Consider the following 26,288-nt stretch of genomic DNA (forward strand, 5'->3'; position numbering starts at 1 on the left):
TCAGGCATCATACTTTGACAACGCCCATCCAAGGAACTTCCACGCGCCCGATTTTTCTGACACAGCTGCCTGCTCAAGTGCAGCAACTTCGACTGCCTCTGGATCACCTTGCTCGTTTTGTTGAAGGTTAAATAGCGTCGTTGCTTCCGGTGCCGGCACTGCGTCTGTTTCTGGCAGGGTTTTGTCCTCAAGTAAGCTAGGCAATTCATCTGACAACAGATTTGGCGTTGCCAGATATGAGAACCCAGCAAGGCCAGGAATACTGCCCGGATCAGCGTCGATCTGAACCTTCGTACCAATTTGAACATTCGCACCAAGAAGCGCACCGTCCGTCACCAAAAATAAATCAGCGCGATCATCAGGGCGTAGGCTAAGTTCGGTCACTTTTAACCCATTATCGACCACATCCATCGCAGGCAGCGTCTTTGCACGAACCGGCACGCGTGTCTGGTTTTCTAGGCCAAGCATCGTTTGAACCAGAAGGTCAGTACCACGCGGTGCCATTGAAAGGAAGCTGGTCACAAGGTTCCTACCGCTTGCAAAGTCAACAATCCGCACACGCGCATATTCACCCGCAACGATATCATCAGCGAGGTTCAGCTGGAACTTGTCCCCACCGTGACCACCGAACATTACATCTTGTCCGTGACCACCGATTAATGTGTCAGCATCGCCAGAGAAGAAATCGATGGTTTCAAAGGTGTGACGTTCACGCCCGAGCTTGTCTGTATCGCGGCTCATCAAGCCACCATCAGCCGCGATCATATCGTTAGAGCGACCGCCATCCAGAAGATCGGACCCGGCGCCACCAAAGATAAAGTCGCTATCGCTACCACCTGTAATGATGTCATTGCCGCCATCATCCGGTTGCGTTGAGACGACATTGATGTATCGCCCTGCCGCATCCGCCGTAATGACGCCCGCATCTCCAAGTGCCGCAGATGCACCAGAGATGTTGGTGATCGTATCTGCCGCGGCTCCGCCGATGACCCAATCTTCACCACCATTGGTCAAGATCGTATCCCCTGCCCCGTAGCTTGGTGTTTCAATTGTACCGACCAGTTTGGAGCGAATGCCGTCAACGAAGGTCAACGTGCCCACATCACCAAGGATTGCATCATCGCCGTCTCCAGTTGTGATGTTGTCTGATCCAAATCCACCAAAGACCGACGCGCCGCCTGCGCCTGCGCTGATCGTATCATCGCCGCCAAGCGAGGTATCCGCGCTGGTGATGGAACGAATGATGCCCGCACCATCGGTCACAACAGAGCCGAAATCACCCAGCAATACGCTATTGCCCGCGCCAGTCGTCACTGTGTCATCGCCGGCACCAGCAAGAACAATCGCGTCGCCATCGGTTTTAGTAATCGCATCTGCCCCGCCAATGCCCGTATCTTTTGTCGCAACCGAAACAAGATGGTGCATCGCATTTGCGGTGATCGTTCCAAGATCGCCAATGATCGTCGCTTTGCCGGTGCCATCAGTGATCTGATCACTGCCCCCGCCGCCAAGGACCCAATCATCGCCGTCGCCGCTGACAATTGTATCGTCGCCACCAAGGTTTGGCAGCGTAAGCGCTGTGTCTGCTTTCAAAGGATATGTCGCCGCGAAGATGTCGAGCACACCGTGATCGCCGAAGATGGCATTGTTGCCACCGCTTGCGCGCACTTCATCGCGACCAATGCCCGCAATGATCCAGTCTTTGCCAAGACCTGTGGTGATATTGTCGTTATCGCCTTCATCAACGCGATCAGACCGGACCTGCACAACGGCGCCTGTGTTGAACGCTCGGTTGGTGCCAGCCAATTGCTGGATAACGCCAAAGTCGGAAAGAATTATATTGTCGCCCGTTGCAGTGATCACATCGTTGCCAGCGGCCGCAAGCGGGTCGCCAGTCTGTGTATCATAATACTCCGCCCCAAGCACTTGCGAGCGCACAATTGTCACCAATTGTGGCTGAAGCGAATTGCGTACAGAGAGATCAATGCGAAGACCGTTATCGCCGTAAATATGGTCACGTCCGCCAAGCGCATGGATCGTATCATCGCCAGAACCACCAAGTAAATTATCATCGCCAACCGAGCCCGTGATCGAGTCATTACCACGTCCACCGTAAATGATGACTCCCTGCTTTGCGCCAGTCGCATCAATAACATCATTGCCGTGTTTGTTTGCCGCGAAGACGCGCGCATTGCCGTTGGGTGTATTGGTTGAACGGAAATCATAACGCTGACCGTCTTGCGTGGTGTCACCAAGCAAGATCAACGCACGATCTTCGCCGCCCGCATCCGCAGTGCCAGCCGCGCCAGTCACACGAAGCGTGTCTGAACCGCCGCCGCCATGCACAACCGTAATTGCGCCAGACGCCGTTGAATGAATGTCGAGTGTATCATCATTTTGACCAAGCATCAGTTCGACGATTTCAAGACCTTCATAGGTTATGCCGGCATCAAACGTGCTAAATTGCGGCGCCGCAGGTGTGCCAACATTTAAAATCAAGGGCGTTGGAGCCATGTCAAAACCGGTGATGCTGGTTTCGGTCAAAACGCCCGATTGCACCGCGGACGAGCCCGCATTGTAGAAGAACAAACGGTCCGTCTTGAGGGTTTCGTCCACAGGATTAGCGATGAAAGACAATGCCACATCTGTTTCTGTTGGTAGAGAAACACCTTGGTTAACTGTTCGATTCGCACCGGGGCCAGTGCCACCATAAACATAAAGCGGTCCGCGAATTGCCGAAACGACTTGCGGCTGAAGGCCCGGGTTAATCGTTGGCTGACCGGTCTGCACGATTGCTGCCAATGTCAGCTCAACCACAGCTTTTGTGTTCCAGTTCACCGCATTGAACGTAATCGTCTTATCGTCGGCGTTCCAACGCAGATCTGTGCTGCTCGCGGTGGTTTGACCATCAGTCAGAACCGACACCGTCACATCATGGGTCGGTGCTTTGGACAGGACCAATTCATAGGTGTCGCTAGCACCTTCGCTAACGATTGTGTCACCGTTGGTTTCGGTAACAATCACAGAACCTTTGTCATTATCCACAACCGCGATATCGATCTCAACAGGAATTGCACTAGAGAACTCGCTGCCCGCTTGGTTGGACGTCACGCTCAACTTTATAGTCTCACGTTCACGGTTCTCGTCCAACGTATCGTCGAAGGCCGTAAGGATAAGCTGCTGCGGCACATTCCAATTGCTCGCATCAAACGTGAAGCTCGCTTGGTTGTAAGTGAAATCACCATCTTTCGACAACGATGGCGTCACAGTCACAATTTCGCCCGCTACTGGTTCACGCGAAAGAACCAGATCAACCGTAACAGCGCTGCCGCCTTCGACAACTTCCAACTGAGTGATATTGCCAGCCACCAGAACATCCGCTTTGTCGTCGTCCTGAACCGCGATTTCGATATTGCCAACCAGCACATTTTGAACCGCAGCCGCATCAGAAAGCAGTGAATGGCTTAGCACGACTGTGCGCAAACCCTCGAATGCATCATCGTCTGGTGCCTGAACATAAACACGCTTCCACACGCTGGTCGTTGCACCCGCCGCGAAATCTGCCGCCGTAAAGCTAAGCACCTGCGCAGAGGCTTGCGCGCCACCGGAGGTCTTCGAGATCAGCAAGCTTTCCGCTTTGCGTGAGCCTTCAGTGCGTGTCTGGCGATCTTGCGTAGAAGAACGCGCCGCAGACGCTGTAAGATATGCCGCCGTCGTAATGCTTGACGTCAAACGCACTTCGTAGAAGGCTTCTGCGCCCCCTTCGAGAAGCGTCAGACCCGTATCGCGAATTTCGACCAAACCACGCGATGCGTCCGCAAGGTTCAAGTTGACGCCACTTACGAAAATCTCGTTAAACGCCGGGTCTTCAGACAGAACTGAATGGTTCACGAAGGACGATGTGCCCTCGACTTCCAAAGACACGATATCGGTTGTTACATCGCCACCAATGTTGATGGTATCGCTGCCCATACCACCAATAATCGTCGTCGCAATCTTCGGAGATGTGGAAAGAACGTAGAAGGTATCGTCGCCCTCCAAAGCATCAACTTCAGCCAATTCAAGGCCCTCAAAACTAATGTTCAGACCCGAACCGTAGATGCCCTGATCCGTCAGCAAGAAGCTGTCGTTTTCTTCTGTGCCCAAGACGATGATCTTATCGACACCTGCGCCACCATCGATCTTCAAAGGCGCGTTGAGGTTATAAAGAATACTGTCATCACCCGCGCCACCAAACAGCTCGGTATCGCCCGCACCTGCCGTTTTGGTTTTGTCAGATTTCAGAACGAACGCTCGCACAACAAACATATCGTTGCCGTCTTCGCCAAAGAGCTTGGTCAGCGCCTTGTTTGAGAAGACGTTAAAGACATCTTCGCCCAGACCGCCATACACCAGCATCGGCATAGAGTTACCGACCGACAAGAAACCCTGTGTGGTTTCGTTGGTTTCGATCTCATCCCCCGCCGCAACATTTGGTGCAACACGCGCAGAGCCGAACAATTGTCCGATCTGGAACGTGTCATTGTGCAGACCACCATCAAGCGTGATCATCGTGGACGTGTCGTCTGAATAGAACGCATCTTCGCCCGCAAAACCGTTGACGCGCACACGACCATTCATGTCAGAACCGTAATTGATCCGCTCATAACCCTGCGCGAATGTGCCCGGCGCTGTTTCATTCATCAAAGCGATGAAGGATTTGCGCACAAGAACCACGTCTTTATCGCTCGTCAAGGGGGCTGATTGCGTAGCAGGATCAGCGGACGCCAGGACCCCTGCGCCACGACCATTGATCGTGAGGAAGTCCGCGCCATCATCACGCGCGCCTGTGTCTTGGAAGGTCAGCACATAGTTGGCAGCAGATTGATTGCGGTTCACCACATATTCGTCCGCAGCACCTTGACCATCAATCAAGAAGCTATGCGCGGCGTTGCGCGTGTTCAGCTCATTGATCGTGAAGTTATCTTCATCCGCGCCAAGCATGACATGGACGTTTCCATCAATGCGCTCTGGCGTCAGGGTCACTGTGTCCTTATCGGCACCTGTTATCAGATTGATGTCGCTGGCATTCCAAGACCCGTTCAAGGTCACGATACCGCCCGCCGCATCCACGGCTTCTGACGTTTGACCAACCAAATCCACGCCAATTGTAAGCGTTTGGTCAGATTGGGTTGTCGTGCCCGCGCCAAAGACAATTTGGTCACCCGCATATAGCAGCACATTGCCTTGGCTTGTAGTACCACCGGAATTGCCGTCAAAGGTGAGAGCGTCAATCGCTCTAAACGTGGTGTCGCCACCAAGGGAGCCCCAATCGCCGCCCGTCACAGTGATGTTTTGCGCAGTGACTTCAGATTGACCCGTCACCCGAACCGTCTCGGTAAGTGAAAGATCACCGATTGAAGTCAGCACAACCGGACCTGTCGCTTCGGCCGCGTAGCCGTTGTAGCGCACGTTCGACATCGTCAGATCGTCTTGCTCGGTCAACCATGTGCCCGCAGTGGTCTTAAAGGAAATATTCTCGACCTTCGTGCGCAAGGCTTTTGAGGACAGACCGATGGACGCGGCCAAAAGCTGGGCGTCTCTGGTGTCGATGTTGGCATTGCTATCGCTGCGCGCATTCAACAATGCGGCTTTAAAATTCGTCGCAATAATGTTCACAGCGCGCAACAGCGTCACCGGAACATTCGTGTCTGATGACATCCAAATGTCAGAAATCGCGGTGCCCGTCACGCTGCCGGACACGCCAGTGATATTAACGTCAAACGATTGCGTCGATGTACCGATGTTACCCGCTCGCGAATTAAGCGTCAGCGTGCCCGCATTCAGCGTCGCATCTGCGTCAGTGGTTAACGTGTTTTGCACGTCAAAATTTGCAATGCCACCGATTGTCAGATCGCTATCGACCCGGAACAGATCAAAGTCTTGCAAATACGCATTCGTCGCGACTGTACCGGACACACCGCCCGTAACGTCGATTTCAATGTTGTTGCCCGCAACACCAAGGCTACCCGTAACATCCAACACCAAAGACGCCGCTTTAATATCAACAAATGGATCCGCATCGTCAGGGGAACGATCGGTGATAGATCCTCCCGCACTGAGGGAGAAGGTGCCGAGCACTTCGATCTCGCCAATTTGCAAGCTGCTTGGCGTGGTCAAGGTAAAGCTACCGCCCGTCAGCGCCTTTTCGACAATCAAAGAGCCGCCTCTTTGCGCAACGTAAGAGTTGCCACCACTTTGCAGCAACAAAACAGAACCCTCAGAAACATTCACACCGAAGTGCTGGGACGTTGTTCCGATATCACCATCTGCGATCAAGCTGATGTAATCACGCGCCACCGCCGCGGTTGCGTTTGAAGACACATCATGGAGATCGCCGGTTGTGACCACGCGAAGGAAGCCACCCGCCTCAGCGCGTACAACATTCAAAGTCGCGCCGTCATGGCCAACACCAGCCAAGCCGTCAGACCTTAGATCAAGCGTGAGACCCGCAGTGGCATCGACAGCACGCAGATTTACATCTGCAAATGGCTGGGCGGAGACGCGAAGCACGGACCAAAGGTCAATCATAGTATCGCCTTGTGCCACCGTGAGCGATGCACCTGTTGGCACATTTGCGAAGGATTTGGTGTCGCTGTCTTCGATTTCGGACCACTGCAATGCTGGAAGAATGTCCCAGTTCACAGTGTTAGTCACGATATTTGCCGTCGCGCCGATGCGCTCGAATACGCGGTAGCTATAAACAGGCTCGGATTGCCCAGCGACAGGCCAAACACCCCAAACCACAAGAGCTTCGCCCGTTGCGACATTCACTGAAGCACCGGAAGATCGCTCAACGAATTTCGTGTTGATCGCGCTCCAGTTTGCGTCGGCCTTCAAGCTTTCAGTGTCAGGCTGCGCGGTCATAATCGCGTCGCCGCCTCCTGTGCGCTTGTAAATTTGATAAACGATATCAACGATATCTTGCGTTTGCAGCGCACGACGCAGGTTTTGCTGCTCTAGAATTGTTTGCTGCTGAGTAGCCGTCAGGCCAGGCTTGGTCGAATCCAACTCAAGCGTGAAATCAAGATCAACAGGCGCAGTCAACGTTCCGACTTTACCCTGCTCGCTGCCCGTTCCATTCGCGTAAAGTTTCACAACTGGCGCGATGATATTCGCGTTTTCACCCGCAGGACCCGCGCCGCCCGCAACGATGGTCAGATCGATCAACGGATACAACTCTTTCGCCACGCCAGAGCTAAGCGCCGCATTCACGTTGCTTTGCTTGGCCATTTGGGCATCAATCGCATCGATCCGTGCCTGTCCCTCAAGGAACAAGGAAGTGACGTAGCTGCTTTCCATCGCGCGATCTTTGTTTGCTTCGTGAAGCACTTCGAACTTATAGGTCAGGTCCGCTTCGATCGCCGCCTTTTTGGCCGCGCCATTATACGCCTGAATGCCAGCCGTGCTTGCATCCGTGTCAATATTGGCCAGCAGTGGATCAAAATCACTGTCTGCAATCGAAGCCATCAATGCTTTTTGCGCTTCCATCAGCGCCAAAGGACGTTGATCAGCATTGGCCAATGCAGACTGCTCACCAGCACGCACCACATCGATGTAGTTCACCAAGGCCGTGTGATCGAAGTTCCACATGACATCATGCAATTTGCCAAAGCTTTCTTCATTAGCAGTTGACAATTCGGGACGTTCTGTTGGATCGCTGAAAACGTTATGCACCGTTTGGATATACGTGCGAACCGCACTTGTATCCCCCACATCGCGACGGGCAAGCTCTTCATGGATCATACCAAACTGTACTTCCATACGTCCGGCAAGATCGTTGCGAACCTGACGTTCCACTTCCGCTATGAAAGTCGACATTGCAGACAATGTGACCGTTTCGTCAGAGTTGTAAATGACCGCGTAATATTGCTGATAGAGAATTGTATCAGTAAGCGGGCGATCAAAGTTCTGAGCGTGAACCGCTCCGAACCGCGCTGTGGTCTCTGCTTCGGCTACGTTTTGCGCAGTGCCTGTGGCGACACGTGCTGCAACCTGTTGTTGGAAACCAGCCAGCGTTGTTAGATCCGAATTGCTTGGACCCTTATCGTACACACCACTCTCGGCAGTTGGAAGACGAATTAGGTCCCAGTATTCCAACGTCAGATCGTATTCCGCGCGAATTTTATTATCGAGCTGCGCACCCACAATTGTGCGCGTGCCGTCATTCAAACCCATCTTCGCTAAATACGCGCTCATGCGGGCATTGGTCAGAGCAGTATCATCTTCGAAGTTGTAGTCATAAATCGAACCGGAAATGGTCGAAAGAACCGTTTCGCCTGTGATCGTACCGACAGAAATCGGACCAGCATCAGATGTACGTACGAAATTAGTCTTGATCTCAGTTGGCTTCACCAGATGTAAATCACCAGAAATTTCAGTAACATAAAGATCAGATTGCGCCGCGCCAGAGAAACCACCATTCACATTATTATGGTTGGTATCAATGCGGATCGCTTGGTCCGCGTTACCGACGCTGCCCATACTTGATTGAAGCTCTACGCGATCACCCTTTATCAGTGAGTTGCTATTTTCAAGTGTGATGCCCTGCGCAGCGCTAATATAGACGTTGCCACCACTCGTGGATACTGCGTTTCTGACAATCACTCTGCCATCATTGTTAGTGCTAGACCCGACCCCAACGCGGATGTCGCCAGGCGTTGTGATATCAATCACACGCGCCACAACACCCGAGGTGCCGACGTTGTTGACCAGGTTCAGGTCTACATCACCGCGCAGGTTCATCGCTTGCAATTCACCGATAACGGTCACCTTCTCGCCGGACGTCACATTGCCTCCGTTAAGACCGTTCACAGCAGAGTTGATAAAGACCCTACCCGTGTTAGACGAGCGAATATCCCCAGCCAAATGCAATGCGCCTTTACTCTCAATTGTGATCGTTGGCTCATTTGTATTGCGCAGGAACTTAACCTCGACAGGGTAATCCGCACGCAGACCAACATCCCAGTAACGCTTACGCCCTTCCACAGTCGTCGTTTCGCGCCAAACCGTCTTTTTCTTCATGTAGCCTCCACCAGTGGTCCACTGACGGAAGGTTTCGCTGCGGTTTTTGTAATCGGACAAGTACTGGCCAAGATCACGGTTGTTTTCAGTAAAGGTTGGCTGTGTCGATGGCGTCGCAAACTGCGAAGAATACTCGGATTTAAGGTTGTTTCCAGAATCGAACAGATCAGCCAAAAGAACCTTCAGATCAGCCGAAGTATCCGTATATTCAAAATATGCACCTGTTGCGACGTTGCGGACAAGGTTCGTTGACTGCAATTCAATTTGCGTATCCAAAACATTACGGAAACGCGCATAAACTTCTGTCTCCGCCCAATTGCCTGGCTGGGAACCGCCCAAAGCGCTCAGGTCAGTCTGGGTGATGACATCTTCACCCTCGAGGATGGGTGCCTCGCTTAAACTTTCTTCATTGTAGCTGTAATCGCTACCAGCGCCAGCAGGAAAATTGAAGAAAATATTGAATGATTTCACATATTTAGTATCGATAATCTGAACGATCGACGATTTACCTTCGGTGTATGTGTAAAACAGATTTTGCTGCGGCGTGTAGCTGCTGGTCAGACTGTTTACCGTGTGCTCGCTCACGACATTAAACCTTAGACCGGAGCTTGGGTCGCCCGCAACAATCAGATCTGCCTTAGAGACCGTGACATCCGTTTGATTGCCGTTTTGTTCATATTTCACACGGTGCGCAATTCCGCCGTTCGGGCGATTTTGCGTGTCGGTGATCTGGATCACACCAATCCGCTCACGGCTGGCATCGATGCCATTGACGATCAGCTTGTAATTAGAATGGTTGCGGATCGACACATTGGCGTAGCCAGAAGCCACATGCAGACGTCCCGCGCCTGTTGAAAAGACCTTGCCGGTGATCTCAATCCGGCCCCCCGAGAAATCCATTTCATCTAGGATGATGGCTTTCTCTGTGTTATCCCAACGTCCGCGCACAGGCAATTGCGTGCCGTTCACGCTGCCGAATGTAATTCCAGCAATGCCGGTTTTAGAGCTACTGATAAGCGATGTGGTGTAATTAGGCGGATTGAACGTAGACGCAATCGACACTGATGCCTCAAGCTGCCCACTTTGGATCAAGCCGTTCACGTTCACGTAGGTCGCAATGATCGACACGATGCCATTCGCGATAACCGCAGATCTTGTAGTATCGAAACGAGACGCGTTCAGGGTGGCAAGCGCAGCAGCATCATTCGAATTTGTGTTTTGCAGATACTTCTGCGTTGTCGTGCCCGGCTCACTACTACCGCCTTCAACACCCGACACGAAGTTGGACAAGCCATCATATGTGCGTGGGTTTGCACCCGCGTGATACCAATCCGTCGAGACCGTAAAATCACCGCCAGAGGCAATATTGACCTGTCTGGCTAAAATTTGACCACTAACACGGATCGCAGCGCTTACGTTAGATAGGTTTACGGCACCTAGGTCATTGATGATGGAACCCAGAACATAAAGATCAGGCTTCAAATTTGGGACACTGCGATGCAACGCAGGATCAGAAATGCTCGCATTAAGCGTATCAAAATAAGCCTGAATGTTGTTGAGATACTGATAATGCGAGCGCTGGCGCACATCGATCAGAATATCGATCTGAGCAGGATCACTGTTTGTGCTTTCCGTCCCTACAACAACATCGTTGACATAAATGTTGCCCGGATAGAATTCACGGTAATCGCCTGTTGCTTCACTGATCCGCGCAACTTTGGATGAATTGATAATCACATCGCCCAAGCGCATCTGAATAAACAGATCAGACTTGATGTCGATGGTGACATCCGTATGCGCTTTCATCGTGGGGTTGGCCCCAAGTGTCAGCGAGTTGAAGTTCGCGGGCGCGCGACCAGGTGAGTTGATGTAGATCGACCCAGGTGCCGCAACGATATCGGGCATCTCGATGAATAGTGTTTCAAGCGTATCTTGCAAAACACCGCCTGTTGGATTGGTGCGATCCGGTGGCGTTAGACCCAGATCGGTCATTTGACGTGCGATCTGGTCAAGCTGCGCATAATATCGCACCAACATTTCAGGGTTCGTGTCCTGCGCTGCGATCAGGGATCGTACTTGTTCGTACTGCGAAGACAACAGCGATGAAACCTGGCCAACACTGATTTCTGGCGATTTGATACCGGTCGGGCGCACCACAACGATCTGGTCCACCAAGGCACTGCGAATGAACGCAGCATCGTTTGAACCAAAAACAAACGGATCCTGCGTTACTTGATTTACGCTCGTTCCAATATGACGCCAAAGCGACGTGTCATCGTAGTTCGTTGTCGTCAGGTTGATCGACATAGCGACATTCGATGGGTTACCCACAAACTGATAGTGATGACCGGCTTGGCCACCCGCGATGGTGTCTTCGTTCGCCGCATCAACCCGCACGATATCACGGTTATACATGTCCACCGCGAGGGAGTTTGTGTCCCAGAAACCGATCTTGTAATCCTGTGACGCATTCAAATTATAACGCGCTTTTTCAGCCGTCGTCATATCGCGTTCACTCTGACCAGCGGCAAGACCATCCAAGGCCTCTGCCCATGGACCGACCAGGAAATCAGCGGCGTAAGCGACTTCGTAAACGGTCCGGTAATTCACACCCGCACGCAATTGCGCTGATGGGTCAATGTTTACGGTCGCAGATTCGCTTGCACTACCGGAATTACTGACGCTGTAGCCATAAGGCGGCACGGCGACCGCGACGACCAAACCATCGCTGGAATACTGCTTCAAACCGCTTTCCGCAGAGACATATAGATTGCCCGCGGACAGCAGCTGTGAATTGCCCGACACATTAACGGAAGACGTCAGGCGCGGTGAGTTCTCGATCAAGGCGACACCGATTGACACGCCCGCAGAGACCAAACTACCGTTCGCATCTGCACGTGACACCAATGAGTTAACCGTAAAGTTGGCCTTGCCCGCGTTCACTTCGACTTTTGCGCCCGTAATCGTGGAATTTTCAACATCTACCTGCGTGTTGGAATCCGTCAGCGATTTGGAATCCACACCCAGGTTCGCAGACAAATAGCCTGTCTGGAACGCAGCCGTATCAGACGTATTGCGAATATTTGCGCGTGTCTCAACAAAAACATTGCCGTTTTGGTTGTCGACTATTGCGCCACTCATCTTCACTCGAGTATCGGCATCGATATCAACTTCGGACGTGGCTACAGCCAGTCCAGCCAAACCACCAATAGCATTCACTTCTACAGAATCCGCCGCAGAGTGATTAGAAAGCGCTCGAATGTTAACGATACTCGGGTTCACAAATGAACCCACGCCAGAGACCCGCGCATCGCCGATATCAACCAGTGAATTTGACTTGTTAGAATTGTTGCCCAGTTGTGTCACACTACCGAGGATCGACAAACCAAAAAAGGATGCAGAACCACTGGACACGTTGCGATCCGCAAGCGCCAAGCCAAACGATGAGGAGGATGACGGCGTGCTTGAGATGATGTGCTCTTTGTAGGTCTGGTTGTAGCTGTCGATTTGAATAGAGCGGCCAACAATGGTCGTCTTTTCCGCATCTGTGGACTTCGCAAACTCTACTCGCGCATCGCCCAACGCATTCACATACAGCGCCGCACCTGCGCCCGAGGCAACCGCATAAGCATACGCATCCGCAGTACCATCCGTAGAACGATCCGCGCTTGCGCCAATGTTCACCGAAGTCGCCAATACTTTTGTGCCTGCACCAACCGAGATAAGCGATGTCGTATCGTCGTCCACTCTACTCACAGCACCAACACCGGCAAAACCACCGCCACCACCAACTGTTGTCGCCGTGAAGAGATCAGAGTTCACTTCAGCGGAGACGTTGACGCGATCCCCTTTCAACTCGGATGCGCCCGAAATATTCACGTGCGCATCGCCATCCTGACCCAAACCCGCTTGCGTTGACGCGTTCATCGCACCAACCGCGCCAAGGCCCGCTGAGACCCCAAAGGTCGCAGCGCGCACAAGCGCATCGTAGCGCGCTTTCACTTCCACAGCATCCGACGCCGTGACAACTGCATCGTTGACTTCTGCTTTTACCAAACCGCGCGCTTCCGCGTTGGAGACGTTCACAACAACTGCAATCGCACCGACAGTGATGCCTGTGCCTTGAGTTCGTGTGATATCGAGATCACCGTATGCATTCACCAAAACGCTCTCACCTGACACAGTCGCTTGACCAATCCGGGATTCAACACGCGATGTATGACGGCTCAGCATTGTGGCCGCACCAACAGCAAGACCAATGGGGGCCGCAGCGATGGAAACGTTCGCAATATTGGAAGACATGTCGACATCTTCAAAGGCGTTCACCGTGATAGAACCAGCCGCTTTCACAGTCCGCGCGCGATTGCCAAGATCAATCTGTGCGCGCACATCATTGCCAGCCAGCAAGGTGATATCAAGACCACCACCCGCAGCCGCATATGAGCCACCTGCAAGGGTCACGCCCACCCCGTTCAAATCGGTCAGTTCAGTCAGTGATTTTGCATCAACAAGAATGTCACCACCCGCTTCTACACTTACGGCATTGTCCTCGTCTGACAGGATATCTGCGTGGGATGTGTTAGCGACCTTTACTGTCAGAAGACTCACACTGATCGCAACCGCAGTGCCACTTACCGCAGTAGCAGTTCCAACCATGGTGTTGTCTCCAAAGTCGGTGATTTCGGTGTTGGAATCCGATTCAACCGTGATTGAACCCGCAGCTTTCATTGAAGTGTTGTTCGAAATTGCCTCAACAAGAGAATGATTTTCAATAATCACGTCAAGGCCCGCAGCCGCACCAGCAGTGCCCATGCCAATCGCAATCGCAACAGAGGCCGCAGTGACGGACACTTTTTGAGACTCGGTCGCATTGGAGGTCAGAACAATATCACTAACAGCATCAAAATGGCTGCCCGACACAATAACCCGTGTTGCATGCTCACGGATGGGCAGATCCGCATTTCCGTTCGCTTCATTCGCATCTCGGTTCGCTTCATTCAAAGCACTATCCCGACCGATTTTACTGGAGGCAAGGCTCACACCAATCGAACCTGCGCCCGCAACAAGGCCAGCGGAAGCAGCGACGGCGGCCGCAACGACCTTAGATTCTGATGTGGTGTTGCTCACCGCTTCAAATTTGATCGTGCCGTTTCTTAGATCTGAATCAACTATGCCCACCGTCTTCAAGCGCGCATTTGTGCCGATCGCTTTGGTATCGACATAGATCAAATTTTCACTTGTAGCGCCCGCGCCGGACAGTGCATAGCCGCCGAGAATTCCGCCAGAAAGTGCGACAGAGGCTGCCGTCGCGGTAGCTTTCGCAGTTGTTGTGCTCGTGGATTGTACAGTGATCGAACCCGCATTCGTGCTGCCTGCAATAACCATCGGCGAATTAACAGCCGCTGCTAGATCATCGGAAATCTGCGCCTTGGCAATCGCGTCAACATAGTTTTCAGCTATCGCGACGCCGATAGAAATCGCAACACCCGTGTAAAGACCAACCGCCGCTGCAACCGCCGCGCCAACTGCATGCGCGCTGACATAAGACGTTTCAGAAGTGGTGACCGACAGGCTCCCAACCTGCAACAGGGTCGAGCGATCAGTCATTGCAGATGTGCGCGTAAGTTCCGCAATGGTCTCTGAATAGACCTCGTTATAAACACCCGCGCCCGCACCAGAAAGTGCGACAGACAAAGTAAGCGATGCCGCAACTGCTGCCGATCCCGCGCCACCCGCCGCAATGATACGTGCGGAGTTCGTGGCAGAGATAACCGCAGCCCCGGTGATCGTGAATTTCGCATTCGTCATCGACGCACGGGTGGTAAATTTGTTATCCTCTGCGCCAATCCGGTTAGACACATAAACGCCACCAATCGACGCAGCGCCCGCACCATTGCCCGCAGCACCCGCAACAGCAACCGCTGCAACCGTCGCATCAATATTGGTCTCGTTCAGTGCAGTAAGCGTCAGTGATCCAGCAGTGCCAGCGTTCATATTGCTAATTTCTGCAATCGTATCACCAGTGATTACATTGCGCGCATCTGCGCCAGCGCCTGCAATCGCGAAGCCCAACGAAGAGCCACCAGCGATAGATAAAGAGGCTGCAACGGAAATCGATCTGATGTTCAGCTTACTACCAGATTCAGACGTCAACGCTTGAACCTTCAGCTCACCCGCCATCGCGCTAAACATGCCAGCGCCACTAAATCCAGTGATGCGCGCATCTGTCTGTGCGTTAATAGTGTTGCGAGCAAGTGCAACAGTGACCGACAATGCGACCGCCGTCGATCCGGCTATCGACACCGCAACGCCCGCGCTGCCAACGCCTGCGTATAGATCAGACAAGTTCACTGCTTTGACAGTAATACCATTTGCATGGGTTCTATGCGCTGTTGAGCTGCCTTTGATCTCGGCCAGAACATTGGATGATCCGTTGTTCGTAGCAGACGAACCCGCGCCCGCCGCTGACAAACCAAATCCGCCTGTGCCAGCGACAGCCACGGAAAGTGCAATAACATCCGCACGAATACGCTGCGTCGAAAGCGCCGTTACTCTCAAAGCACCATTCAAAGTGACATCGCTGTCGATAACCCGCGAAACGACAGCAAATCCGCTACCCGCAGGGACACCACTTGGCAGGCCACTCATGCCCGTTGTTTCGTTAACCGCAATGGCCACACCCACAGAGAAGGCCGCGCCCTTATCACTTAGCGCAACGGCAACTGCGACACCTACAACAACGGTGTTGATAGTGGCGGATGATTCAGACTGAACCGTCATTGCATCGCCGCCAGTCACAACAGCGTTTTGAACCAGCGCGTAGGTTCCGCCGCTAATGTAGTTGCCAGACCCGGCACCACCTCCAGAAAATCCAATCGTGCCACTCGTTGCAGCAACAGCGGCGGCTACAGAAACAGACACTATGTTGGCGCTATTATCTGCGGTGACGAAAATGTTGTTCACGCCTGTGTCGTCACCATTTGCGATGACATTACCCGCCATGATCGCACCGGTTTGCGCGGTAATCTTGTTCACACCCGCCGCAAATCCAACCGCACCCGCGCCAGAAGCACCGCCGACAGCCGCGCTAGCACCTAGACCAATGGCTATAATTTTTGTGGTGTTCGTTGCGCGTACATTTAGGTCACTCTGGTTGTGCAAATTGATCGTTGATCCGTCTTTGATCTGCGCAATGACAGAACTGTCGATCTCGGAAAGCGCGACTGATCCGCCAACCGCAATCGCAACCGCGCTAGCGCTTATCCCAGCACCCGCGACACCAACGGACACCGTAACGATCGAACTATTGTCGGTCGCCGACACATCAAGACCGGCAGTCATGCCTGCTTCTTCAATCGTAGCTGTAGAATTAGACGTCAACGTGACCGCCACCGTGGAATCCACAGATGCATCAATTGTGCGCGTGATCGTTGTTTTTGCTAGGTTAAATCCAATTGCCGCAAGCTTTGACCCTGCAATTGCCGCTCCGATATTGACCATCTGTGCCGACTTTTCAGTGCCCTTATCAACGACGGATTCACCGGATGCATCTATGGAATCAAAAGCATCATTGGGTAGACCTGCAAAGGCCTGATCCCGGTATGGATTACTGATCTCTGAAACGGGTGGCTGTGTACCAGCGCTGACGCTGACATGGCCGCTCGCCACGATTGTGAGGCTGCCGTTAAGATGCGTCGTTACGGAGCGCGTTTGCGTGACAAGGCCGAGAGCGACGCCGACGCCACCAAAACCAACGCCGATGCCAAGCGCACCAGCAATCGATGTGATCGAAGAACTATCGCTGCTTGCGGCATTCAACGATGTAACCGACCAGTTTTTTGCAGAGCTTGGGTTAACGTTGATGCCTACATTGCCGCCCAGCTCTGTCACGGCGACAGATCCCCCAAGCGAGAACCCACCAGCGCCAGCGCCACCGATTGCCAATGTGACAACCGTTTGATCGGCATTTGCAGTGATCGATGTTGTGTCCGACGCGGTCACCCCGCCATCAAAATCGACTGTAACCGGCGTGTCAATCAAGTTGATCGCAACCGAAGCACCTCCAGCACCACTTTTGAAGCCCTCGGTCGGCACCGCAATCGCCAACGCACCTGCCACAGCGGAATAATCGGAACGATCATCCGCCGCGATCGTCACTTCACCACTCACGTGGATATTGGATGCATCATCGACAGACAACACAGTGCTAAGCGTGGATTTGTTCACTGCAGCGCTGCCCGCAAGGCTTAAATTGCGCGACGCAGCAGCACCGATGGCAACGGCAACGAAGGTCTGATCGGTGACGCTTGCGAAGCCTATGTTACCAGTGCTCGAACGCAGATCAGATCCACTGATCATTAGCGCAGTGCCGCGGGTTTGACCGCGACTGTTGGTAGCTTTTGAAACAGTGTTAATCGCAATTCCGATACCAACAGCCACTTTACCAGACGCAATCGCAAGTCCACCAGCACCCACACCGAAGTAAGATGTGTCAAACGCTCCTAAAATGATCCCTTGATTGGACGCATTATCCAAAGCGACGTTTACCAATTCAGTGACCGTAGACGTTTCAACGACGTTGATCGCGGCCATGCCCGCACCAGCTGCACCACCGGGCTTCGCTGAATTTTGCGCGGCAATGCCAGCTGCAATCGTATCAACCCGCAAGGAATTCGTTGCAGTCGCGGTGAGTTCACCAATGCCGTCAGTCTGAACCAGATTGGCCAGGTTCGTTTCAGTGATGGCGGTCAAAGACGCGACAGCAACACCAATGCCAACACCGCCTTTGCCACCATAAGAAACAGCGCCAGCAAGTTGCAAACGCGATGCGTCATTGATCGCTTGGACCGTCAAATCAGAAGCTTTGGCGAAGGTAATCTTGGTCGTGCCGTCCACGCCTCTCAGCGCTGCTTCAACGGTTGTTTCATCAACAACAACAACCACGGAGCCTGAAACCGCAATGCCCTTGCTACCCTTGGATGTCGCTAAACCCGCCGCGAAACTGTATGATCCGCTCGTGTCGCGCGCCAAAATGGCCAATGCGCCACTGATCGTCGCAGAACCCGTTAGATCGATGGTCATCGGCGACATGATTGTCTCGACCAGGGCTTTGATTGTCTTAGTGCTGTCAATCACTGTGACCGCGCCCGCAATGCCGGTACCGCCGCTGGCAGAGGAATCAATTGCGCCAGAGCCTGACACAAGAATACGTAGGGCTTCATCTTCCGCCGTCACCGACAAAGAACCGGCTCTCAACATTGGCACATCAGATACACGGGCCGTTACTGTGACCATATCATTTAACACTGATGCGGATCCGGACACTGCATAACCACTTGTGCTTGCGGGACTATTTTGGCTCACACCACTTGGTGACGCTGCACCGCTGCCCGCGCTTGCGGAGGATGATCCACCCGCGCCCGGCGCTGTGACTGGCGCGGCTTGCGTTACTCTGGACACCGCTGCGGCCAACAGCACCGTTCCACCGCTGGACCTTGCATCAACTTGCATTGCGCCCGTGATATCAAACTCTGTTCCGCTTGAGGCGCTAGCAGTTTCAACCAAAGCTTCGGCTGTGCGCGTCAAGTAGACCGTATTTCCAGTGAGGCCGACCGCTACGTTCTCGGAGGACGGGAGAGCACCAGCAAAATTGAAGATATGCACAGTATCAAGCGCTGTGAGATCCAGGTCGTTCCCTAAAGTCAGGCTGGCACCGCTATCAAGTTTGCTGCTCGCTTCGCTCGTTAGCGATACATGGTTCCACGTGCCTGTCATCGATGCGTCAGACCCTTTGCCACCGCCTGCAACCAAACCCATCAAAAAAGAATTTGCATCTGATTTAATCTCTAAATCATAGGCGTTTATCGTAGCTCGCCCGACTGTGGCATGGGCAATAGATTGGGCGAATGTGACACCAGCACTCGCACCAACAGCTTTGCCCACTTCCCCATTTTCTTGCCCGGGAATATTGGCCAATTTCGTGCCCTTAATGTTTTTCTGAAGGGTTTTGTATTGAGAACCAAAGGCAGTCCACTTGCCATTCCTATCATCCGCTACAGCTCTTCCAAACCCAAGACCCGGCAACACAAAATTACCCGCAATGTTCAAAACGTCGTTTTTAGTGTCTGCGAGAACTTCAACCGATTGTGCAGATGTCGCCGCAGTTCCCACCGTAACAGGTCTCACCGTAACTGTGGCCCCATCAGCGATGCTGGCATCGGATCGATAATTCAGTTCAGCGTGACCATAAGCAAGGGCAATTCCGACAGTCGAACCACGTGCATAACTTTGCGTCCAGAGATCAAAACCATTCACTTTGAAACCGAAATTGTCATCCAGATATTCCGATACGGTTGCATAATATTTCGTCTTTTCGCCTGAGAAGGTGACTTCTTCCCACAAAACGCTGTCCGTATAATCTTCGCTCACGGCACCCAAATCAACGTCATTGCGCTGCGCTTTTGAGCGGTAACGATTGCCATTCGCATCAACCGTATCACCAATTTCCAAAACCCTAATCAGGCCATCAGTTTTGTTGTGTGTTGCAGAGGAAAACGCATCAACGAAAGGTTCGATCAAATTGACAACGGGCAAGCCGCCTACATCAATCTTATTGCTCGCACGCGCACGCACAGAAACCAAATCGCCTGCATTCAGCGTAACCGTGCCTTCAATTTTTGCAAAGGCTGTGATGTTATAGACGCCAATGTTGATCGCGATGCTCGCACCGTATGGGGCCAATGGCTGAGCCGAACCGGCCTCAGTCTCAGTCTCGGTCTCGGTTGCGCCATCTTCATTTTGCTCAACCGCAGCACCTTCATTTTGCACAATCGCTTGTGCTGCCTGCTTGGGGCGCGCGGCGGCGGTGGACGCGACCGTTGTACGACCCGCAACAGTAAGCTCAGAATTGGTCATTCCATCAGCAAAACCAAGGTTCGCGTGAACTGTATCGGTATCATGCATAATAGCGATAGCGCCCGAGATCTGGAAACTGGGCGTCACGGGCGTTTTCACAATTTTTTCACCAATCCAGTTGGTTAAACCACCTTTTTTACCTTGGGCTTGGTTGCTCTTGTACTTTTTGACAATGGCCGCGCTCCCAACTGATCCGAAAGGAAAAAGATTAGCTTTGACCTTATCAACGACATTGCCCAAAGCGGCGCCAACACCAGCTGTCGCGTTCAAACCAACAGATTCGACCGGTAAAGCATACAAACGCTTAACGTTGACACCCAATTTGTGTGAACTCGCTTCAACAATAAGATTGCCGCTCACATTCAAACCGGCAGAAGCAACACGCGATGTTGTCGTGTTTTCACCTTCCTCTATAGCAAGCGCTATTGCGCCACGTTTCTTGGCGGGAACCGTCGAAGAAATATTACTGTAAATACGTTCAATCGTATGCCCGGTAGCGCGCAAATCGCCACCCACTGTGCTGTCCACCTGCGGCGTAACCAACAAATCATTCGTGATATGCACTTGGTTAACACCGATTGATACCGCAGCAGGTCCAAGGCCGGTATTGGCGATGTGTGTTGTGCTCGACGCATCGACCATCGAAGTCGCACCGAAATCACCCGCAACCTGAAGTTTTGATTCGATAACGACGTTCTGCTCGATATCGGTTATTGCAACAGCAACACCCAAAAGTATCGCAATTGGTACAGCGGCGACAACAGTTTCAGTGACCACTGAAATATTAACATTGCCATGAACACCAGTGCCCGTTGCGACAATCCGGCTGTCCATGGTTGCGACAACATTTACACGCGCCACAACCCGCGAGGTTGCGGCGACGAGAGCAAGAGATTCGACCACATCGGTGATCATGGGGATCGAACCAAACGGCACAATGACCGGCAATTTACCAACCCGAATATCCATGTCGATGTTACGCGCCTGCATTAGTGCTTCGTCACCAGCTGGGCCCGTGCCGCCAATATTGATGTCTACATTCAAATTTTGAATGTTATAAAAACCGGACGTCCAGCTGCGATCCTCCACATCAATCTTAATCAAGATGTCGTCAGTCGTGATAAGGCTCGCGCCGCGTGCAAGCTTATAGCTGGAATCTGTGATTTTAATCTTACTCGCGGACGTAACCGTCGCGAAGATGCCCAACCATTCAGCACGGAAACTCACCGCTCCTGAAAACGAAATGTCAGAGGTGATATCAACCGACACTGTTTTACTATCATCCACACGCGTTTGGGTGATTTTTTCAGCGGCTACAATGTCCGCACCAACCGATAGCTCTGCGCCGCCCGTGATGCTAATCGCGTCAACCATAGCTTCGTTCAGTTCACCATCAACAAGTTGATAAACCTTGTCAGCGCTGGTTGTGCCGGTAATGCTAACCGCTCCGGCATCCAAACCAGCGACGCTATCGATGATAATCTGATCCACGCCCAGACCCGCAACAATCTGATCAGCACCGCCACCGCTGCGGTAGACAAAATCACCCGTAAAATTGGACGCATTTACGTTGTTGGCACTGCTATCGCCGCGTAATTCTACGACGTCAGTATTTGTCGCTGTGAACATAGTCGCAGCATCAACACCTGCGGCGTTCAAAGTGACCGTATGCTCACCAGCGGTCGTTGACACCACCATGGCTCCCGCAAGGCCCGCAACAGAACCGATCACATGGTCGCGGCCCGCGCCACCATTCACAGTATCTACGCCGCCCCCACCAAGCACAATCAGATCATCGCCGGATGAACCAACAACGTCATCCACACCTGCAAATGTACTGATGTAAACGCTTTGATTGCCGCCAAGGCCCAGCGTAATGCTCGCACCGTTTGAGGTCACACCCTTAAGGCCAAGCGCGTTCAACATCAATTCATTCAGATAGAATTCTGTGGACGTCGAACCATAAGACGTGTCTTCGGAATTGTTGACCATCACACCTTCGATGATCAAATTCTGACCACCCGCCGTGCGCGTCGATGTCAGCTCTAACGCACCGTTTACGATCTGCGCGGTCAGGCCGAGCGACCCGGTATTGCCCGGATTAAACCCGCTCATGCCGTCGTCACCGTCGGAGTCTCCATCGCCCGTGCCATCGTCATCAAACGAGATCAGGTCGGCAATTGTCTGCGCATTGGGTGAGAGCGTGATATATTCAACAGAGCCGTCACCATGGGTCACTTTCAACGAGGCTTTGGTGCCCAAAGGCAGACCCGCACCGCCATTCAATGTTTCAATCCGCGTCGCCAATGACAGCTCGCCACCTGTCAAACCGCTAGCATTAATGGTATCGTTTCCAGAGGTGCCTAGAAGTTGGAAATCCTCAAACGCGCCGTGGCTCACTTGCTGCGCGGTGCCAGTTGCAAAGGCCAAACTCGCATCCGCAAGCGTCAAAGATGCACCCGTTGCAGTCAAACGGTCATAACCCGTACCGCCTTGCAAATAGGTGCTCGTATTATCAAACACACCCGCACCAGTGACGGTCAGGAAATCATCGCCCGCACCCAAATCAACGCGGTGGTTCGCACCAACGAGAAAGATGTCGCTTTGGTTTGAACCCTTTAGTGTTACATCACCAAGGTAGGCTGACACATCCGCCCAACCCGCTGTGATACTGTCGATTGTCAGGTCTACCTTTTCAAATTCGCTCACGATTTCCGCAGCACCACCGCGCGTACCGACCGTGATAACGCCCGTTTGATTGCTTAACGTGCCGGACAGATCAGAGACCGCGTTTAAGCCAACGCCCAGATCACGCCCGCCCTTGGACATCTTGAACTCAATCGAAATCGATTGAACCAAGCCATTTCCATCACGCACTGTGGTAATATCAAAGACCTCACCAGAGAATTGACGGAATCCGCCAATGTAGCTGGCCAATTCTTCATCAGTCGCAGCAAAGCTAATCTTGGAGGAAGTGAGCGATGGCATGCCAGTCTGCGTCAAAATCAAACGGAAACTGTCATCCGCACTCGCTCCACCCGCAAGAGTTAGATCAACCTTATGATTCGTATCAGGATAGGCTTCATTCTCATCCAACAACAGGCTACGCCCGTGATGCAGCGTCCCTGCACCCAATTCATATTGGTTAAAGCCGGATTCAAGAAGCGTGTCGGTGCCGCCGTTACCATCAAAAACATCAAAGCCAAGACCACCACTAATAATGTCATCGCCGTCCCCGCCGAGCAATTGGTCGTCACCCGCGCCGCCAACGAGCTTCACATCAATGTTTGTAATTGCGCTTGCGTTGAAGACGTTCACACCCGCGTCACCGCGTAGCTCGATGTTTTGGATATTGCTTAGCGTATCAAAAACACCGGTTGATTTAAGAATTGTCGCGCTTGCTTGTGATCCAGAAAGTGTGCGATCGCCTGCGATATCAAAGCCGACATACATGTCTCCAGCCGGGACAGGTTGTACCACTCCGTCAACTGGGGGCGGCGCAACGTTGCCGCTGATGATTATGTCAGAGCCTCCGCTCGAGACGAATGTATCATCCAAACGCGTGGAACCGGTTAGCGTGTCATCGCCAGCACCACCGCGCAGAATAACGGACCCCGCCGAATAGCCAGCGGCAGTAATCGCGACTGCCGATGCAAACGTGTCCTGCGCCATGATAATAGCGCCTTCGATGCTTACCAAAGACGCAGTTTCAGCACCATGAACAAGCGAACTATTCAATACAGTCGCGTCCTGCGTAACCCTATCAAAATATAGGGTATCTGTGCCACCACCACCATCAATAGTCCGCCCGGCAACACCGCGCATCCCCAATTGGTCGTCACCGCCCAAACCCTGCACCGAAACAGTCGATGCATCGCCGATAAGCGTATCATAATACTGTGTCCCAATCAGCGTTGTGACCGAACCTTCAAAACTGTAAAGACCCGTGACGTTCTTGCTTAGGCCGGTGTAACCCAGATCGGTGGTGACATATTTCACATATTCTTCGATCGCGCTGCCGTCGCCTGCATAGCTCAGCGTCAAATTGCTCGAATTGATCGCGCGACCCACATAAATGCCGTCATATGTCAGCGTACCGCCACCACTGACGACTGTACCTTGAAAGACATCCGACACATACCAACTCGCAGCGGCCGTGGTGCGCACATCTAGTGTGTCGCGATCATCTGTAGTGCCAGAACCTTTGATCGATGCAATGCCAGAGAAACTCACGCTTCCACCAACACCAGTACCATCGTTTAATTGCGTCGTTGCGACACCGACAGCACCATTTCCATCCAGCGTGTTAACTCGAAAATATGTGCCAACCGGAAGATCACTCGCGGAGCGGCCCGCCTCTTCGCCAACCAATTTGTCAGCGCCAGTTCCAGCAATCACATCAAGCGATGATGCTGTATTCACCACCGCGAGCGTAATCGTGTCATCGCCCGTTCCCGTGTTGATCAATGTCGTCGCGCCGTCCGCAACAACTTGGTCGGCGCCCGTACCAGTCAAAAATGCGGTAAAACCGGAAATGCGCGACAGACCCGTGGCCTCGCCCTTTGACGCGTCAATTGTAATGTCCGCAGACTGCGACGAATAATCAAGCGTGTTGGATTGCGCTACAATACCCGCAGTTTCAGCGTATATTTCTTCAAAACTCTTAGCAATCAACGCATTGCCAGCGCTGGGACTAGATGTGATCTCAAGCGTCCGGCTGCCAAGCGTTACACCGGGCGTCAAGCTTGTGGTTTCACCAAACACTTTTACCGTCACATTGCGACCATAATTCAGATGCAAACGGTCCGCCGCATCACTGCCTTTGATCTCATCAATTCCAGTGTAATCACCAGACGCGCCAGCAGTGACCCAGGTACCCGATCCATCACCCTGCAACCTGTTGAAACTTAGTGTTAAAGACGCTTCGGGATCGCCAGAAGTGCTACGCTGCGTGACGTTCCAATCAAGCAAATCATCGTTGCCCGTAAGTTTGTCATCTCCACCTAGAAGCGCCATGCTCACACCACGCGCGGCACGGGCGACATCATCGTACTGTGTACCCGTATATTCAGTGATCCCGCGCACATCCATAATCAGAGGATCACGGCGCAGAAAATCATCTCCTTTGAACAAACGAAGCTCGCCCGCGTCAGCGTTAATCGTCGCGCCGCCACCCAAGACACCACCGGACGAAAGACCACCCGTTTGGGCCGACAAATTCAAATGGCTCGGTGCCATAGATTTAAAGCCTTCTGCACCGGTGATTGTCAGATCTGTCGCACGCGAACCAGCAAGACTGCCTGCGTTATTTGCGCTGCTAAATCTCTCTAGTTTTGTACCATCATCATCCCAAGTCATCTTCCATTCGGATTTAGACCCGTTGGTTCCAAAACGATCCGTGACAATGTCGCGGTCCGCTCTCATCTCAAAATCATCAACCCCCGAGAATGTCAGGAAGTGATCACGCGTGCCACCTAGACGGTTGTTAACCACAACGCGGTTATCAAGTGTGGTGTCATTTGCATCTGGATCTGACTGATCGCCTGCCGGTGCCATGATCGACAATTCGCCCGTCGCGCCCGAAGCATTGATTGTGTCAAGCGACCAAACCAAACCCGCAGAGGCTTCAGGACCAACGATTTCCGAATGCGCCGCACCCGTGACATTGATCTCAAGTCCCTCGGCAAGGCTCATCACCGACTGATCTATAACGAGTGTGTTCTTGTTAGACGCAGTACCGCTCGCCATATTAATGTTGATGTCGTCGATGAAGGACTGAAGGTTGAAGCTTCCGTCCACGGTCACAACACGTTTCGTATCATCGATCACACGAATACGGCGTTCGGCCAAAACATTGGTCCCTGATGGATCAATGCCTTGAACCAACTGAACGCGCAGTTCCTTGGCCTTCTTCTTGTTCTCTTCGTCGGTCGTGTATTCAACGTCTGAAATACGCAGAGCCGCATCTGCAGTGACCGCAAAGGCGGCTGTCAACGGATCAGCGGAAAGCAAAAGCCGTGGCTCGAGGACATCTATCCCCGGCTGGCGTTTTGGCAAGGCACGGCCTTCACCGGTGACGCGACGGTCAATCCAACGCCAAAGACGCTCTGGCCATTTAGGGTCCGGCGTTTGTGCCGGTTTGGGTGGAGCAATGAACAAAGCAGCCTCGCGATCAGGCGCAACCGGCCGTCCCAAGTTGAGTCTGTCTTTGCGCGAGAAATGCTTGCTCACTATCAAAACCCTGCTAATTTGACCAAACTCAAAAATCTGGCCGAGGAGTGAGCAGCCCGCAGCAGCGCGGGCTGCTTAAA

The 26,288-nt window shown here is 52.7% G+C and carries 1 protein-coding gene; it reads right to left on the bottom strand.

Translation table 11 applies throughout. The features are described from left to right. A complete protein-coding gene (locus QZ280_RS09030; protein ID WP_293442897.1) occupies positions 1 to 26,208 on the bottom strand; it encodes an LEPR-XLL domain-containing protein in 26,208 nt (8,735 codons plus the stop codon). Between the last annotated feature and the right edge of the window lie 80 nt (positions 26,209 to 26,288).

Source organism: Planktotalea sp., assembly GCF_018607995.1.
Lineage (GTDB): Bacteria > Pseudomonadota > Alphaproteobacteria > Rhodobacterales > Rhodobacteraceae > Planktotalea.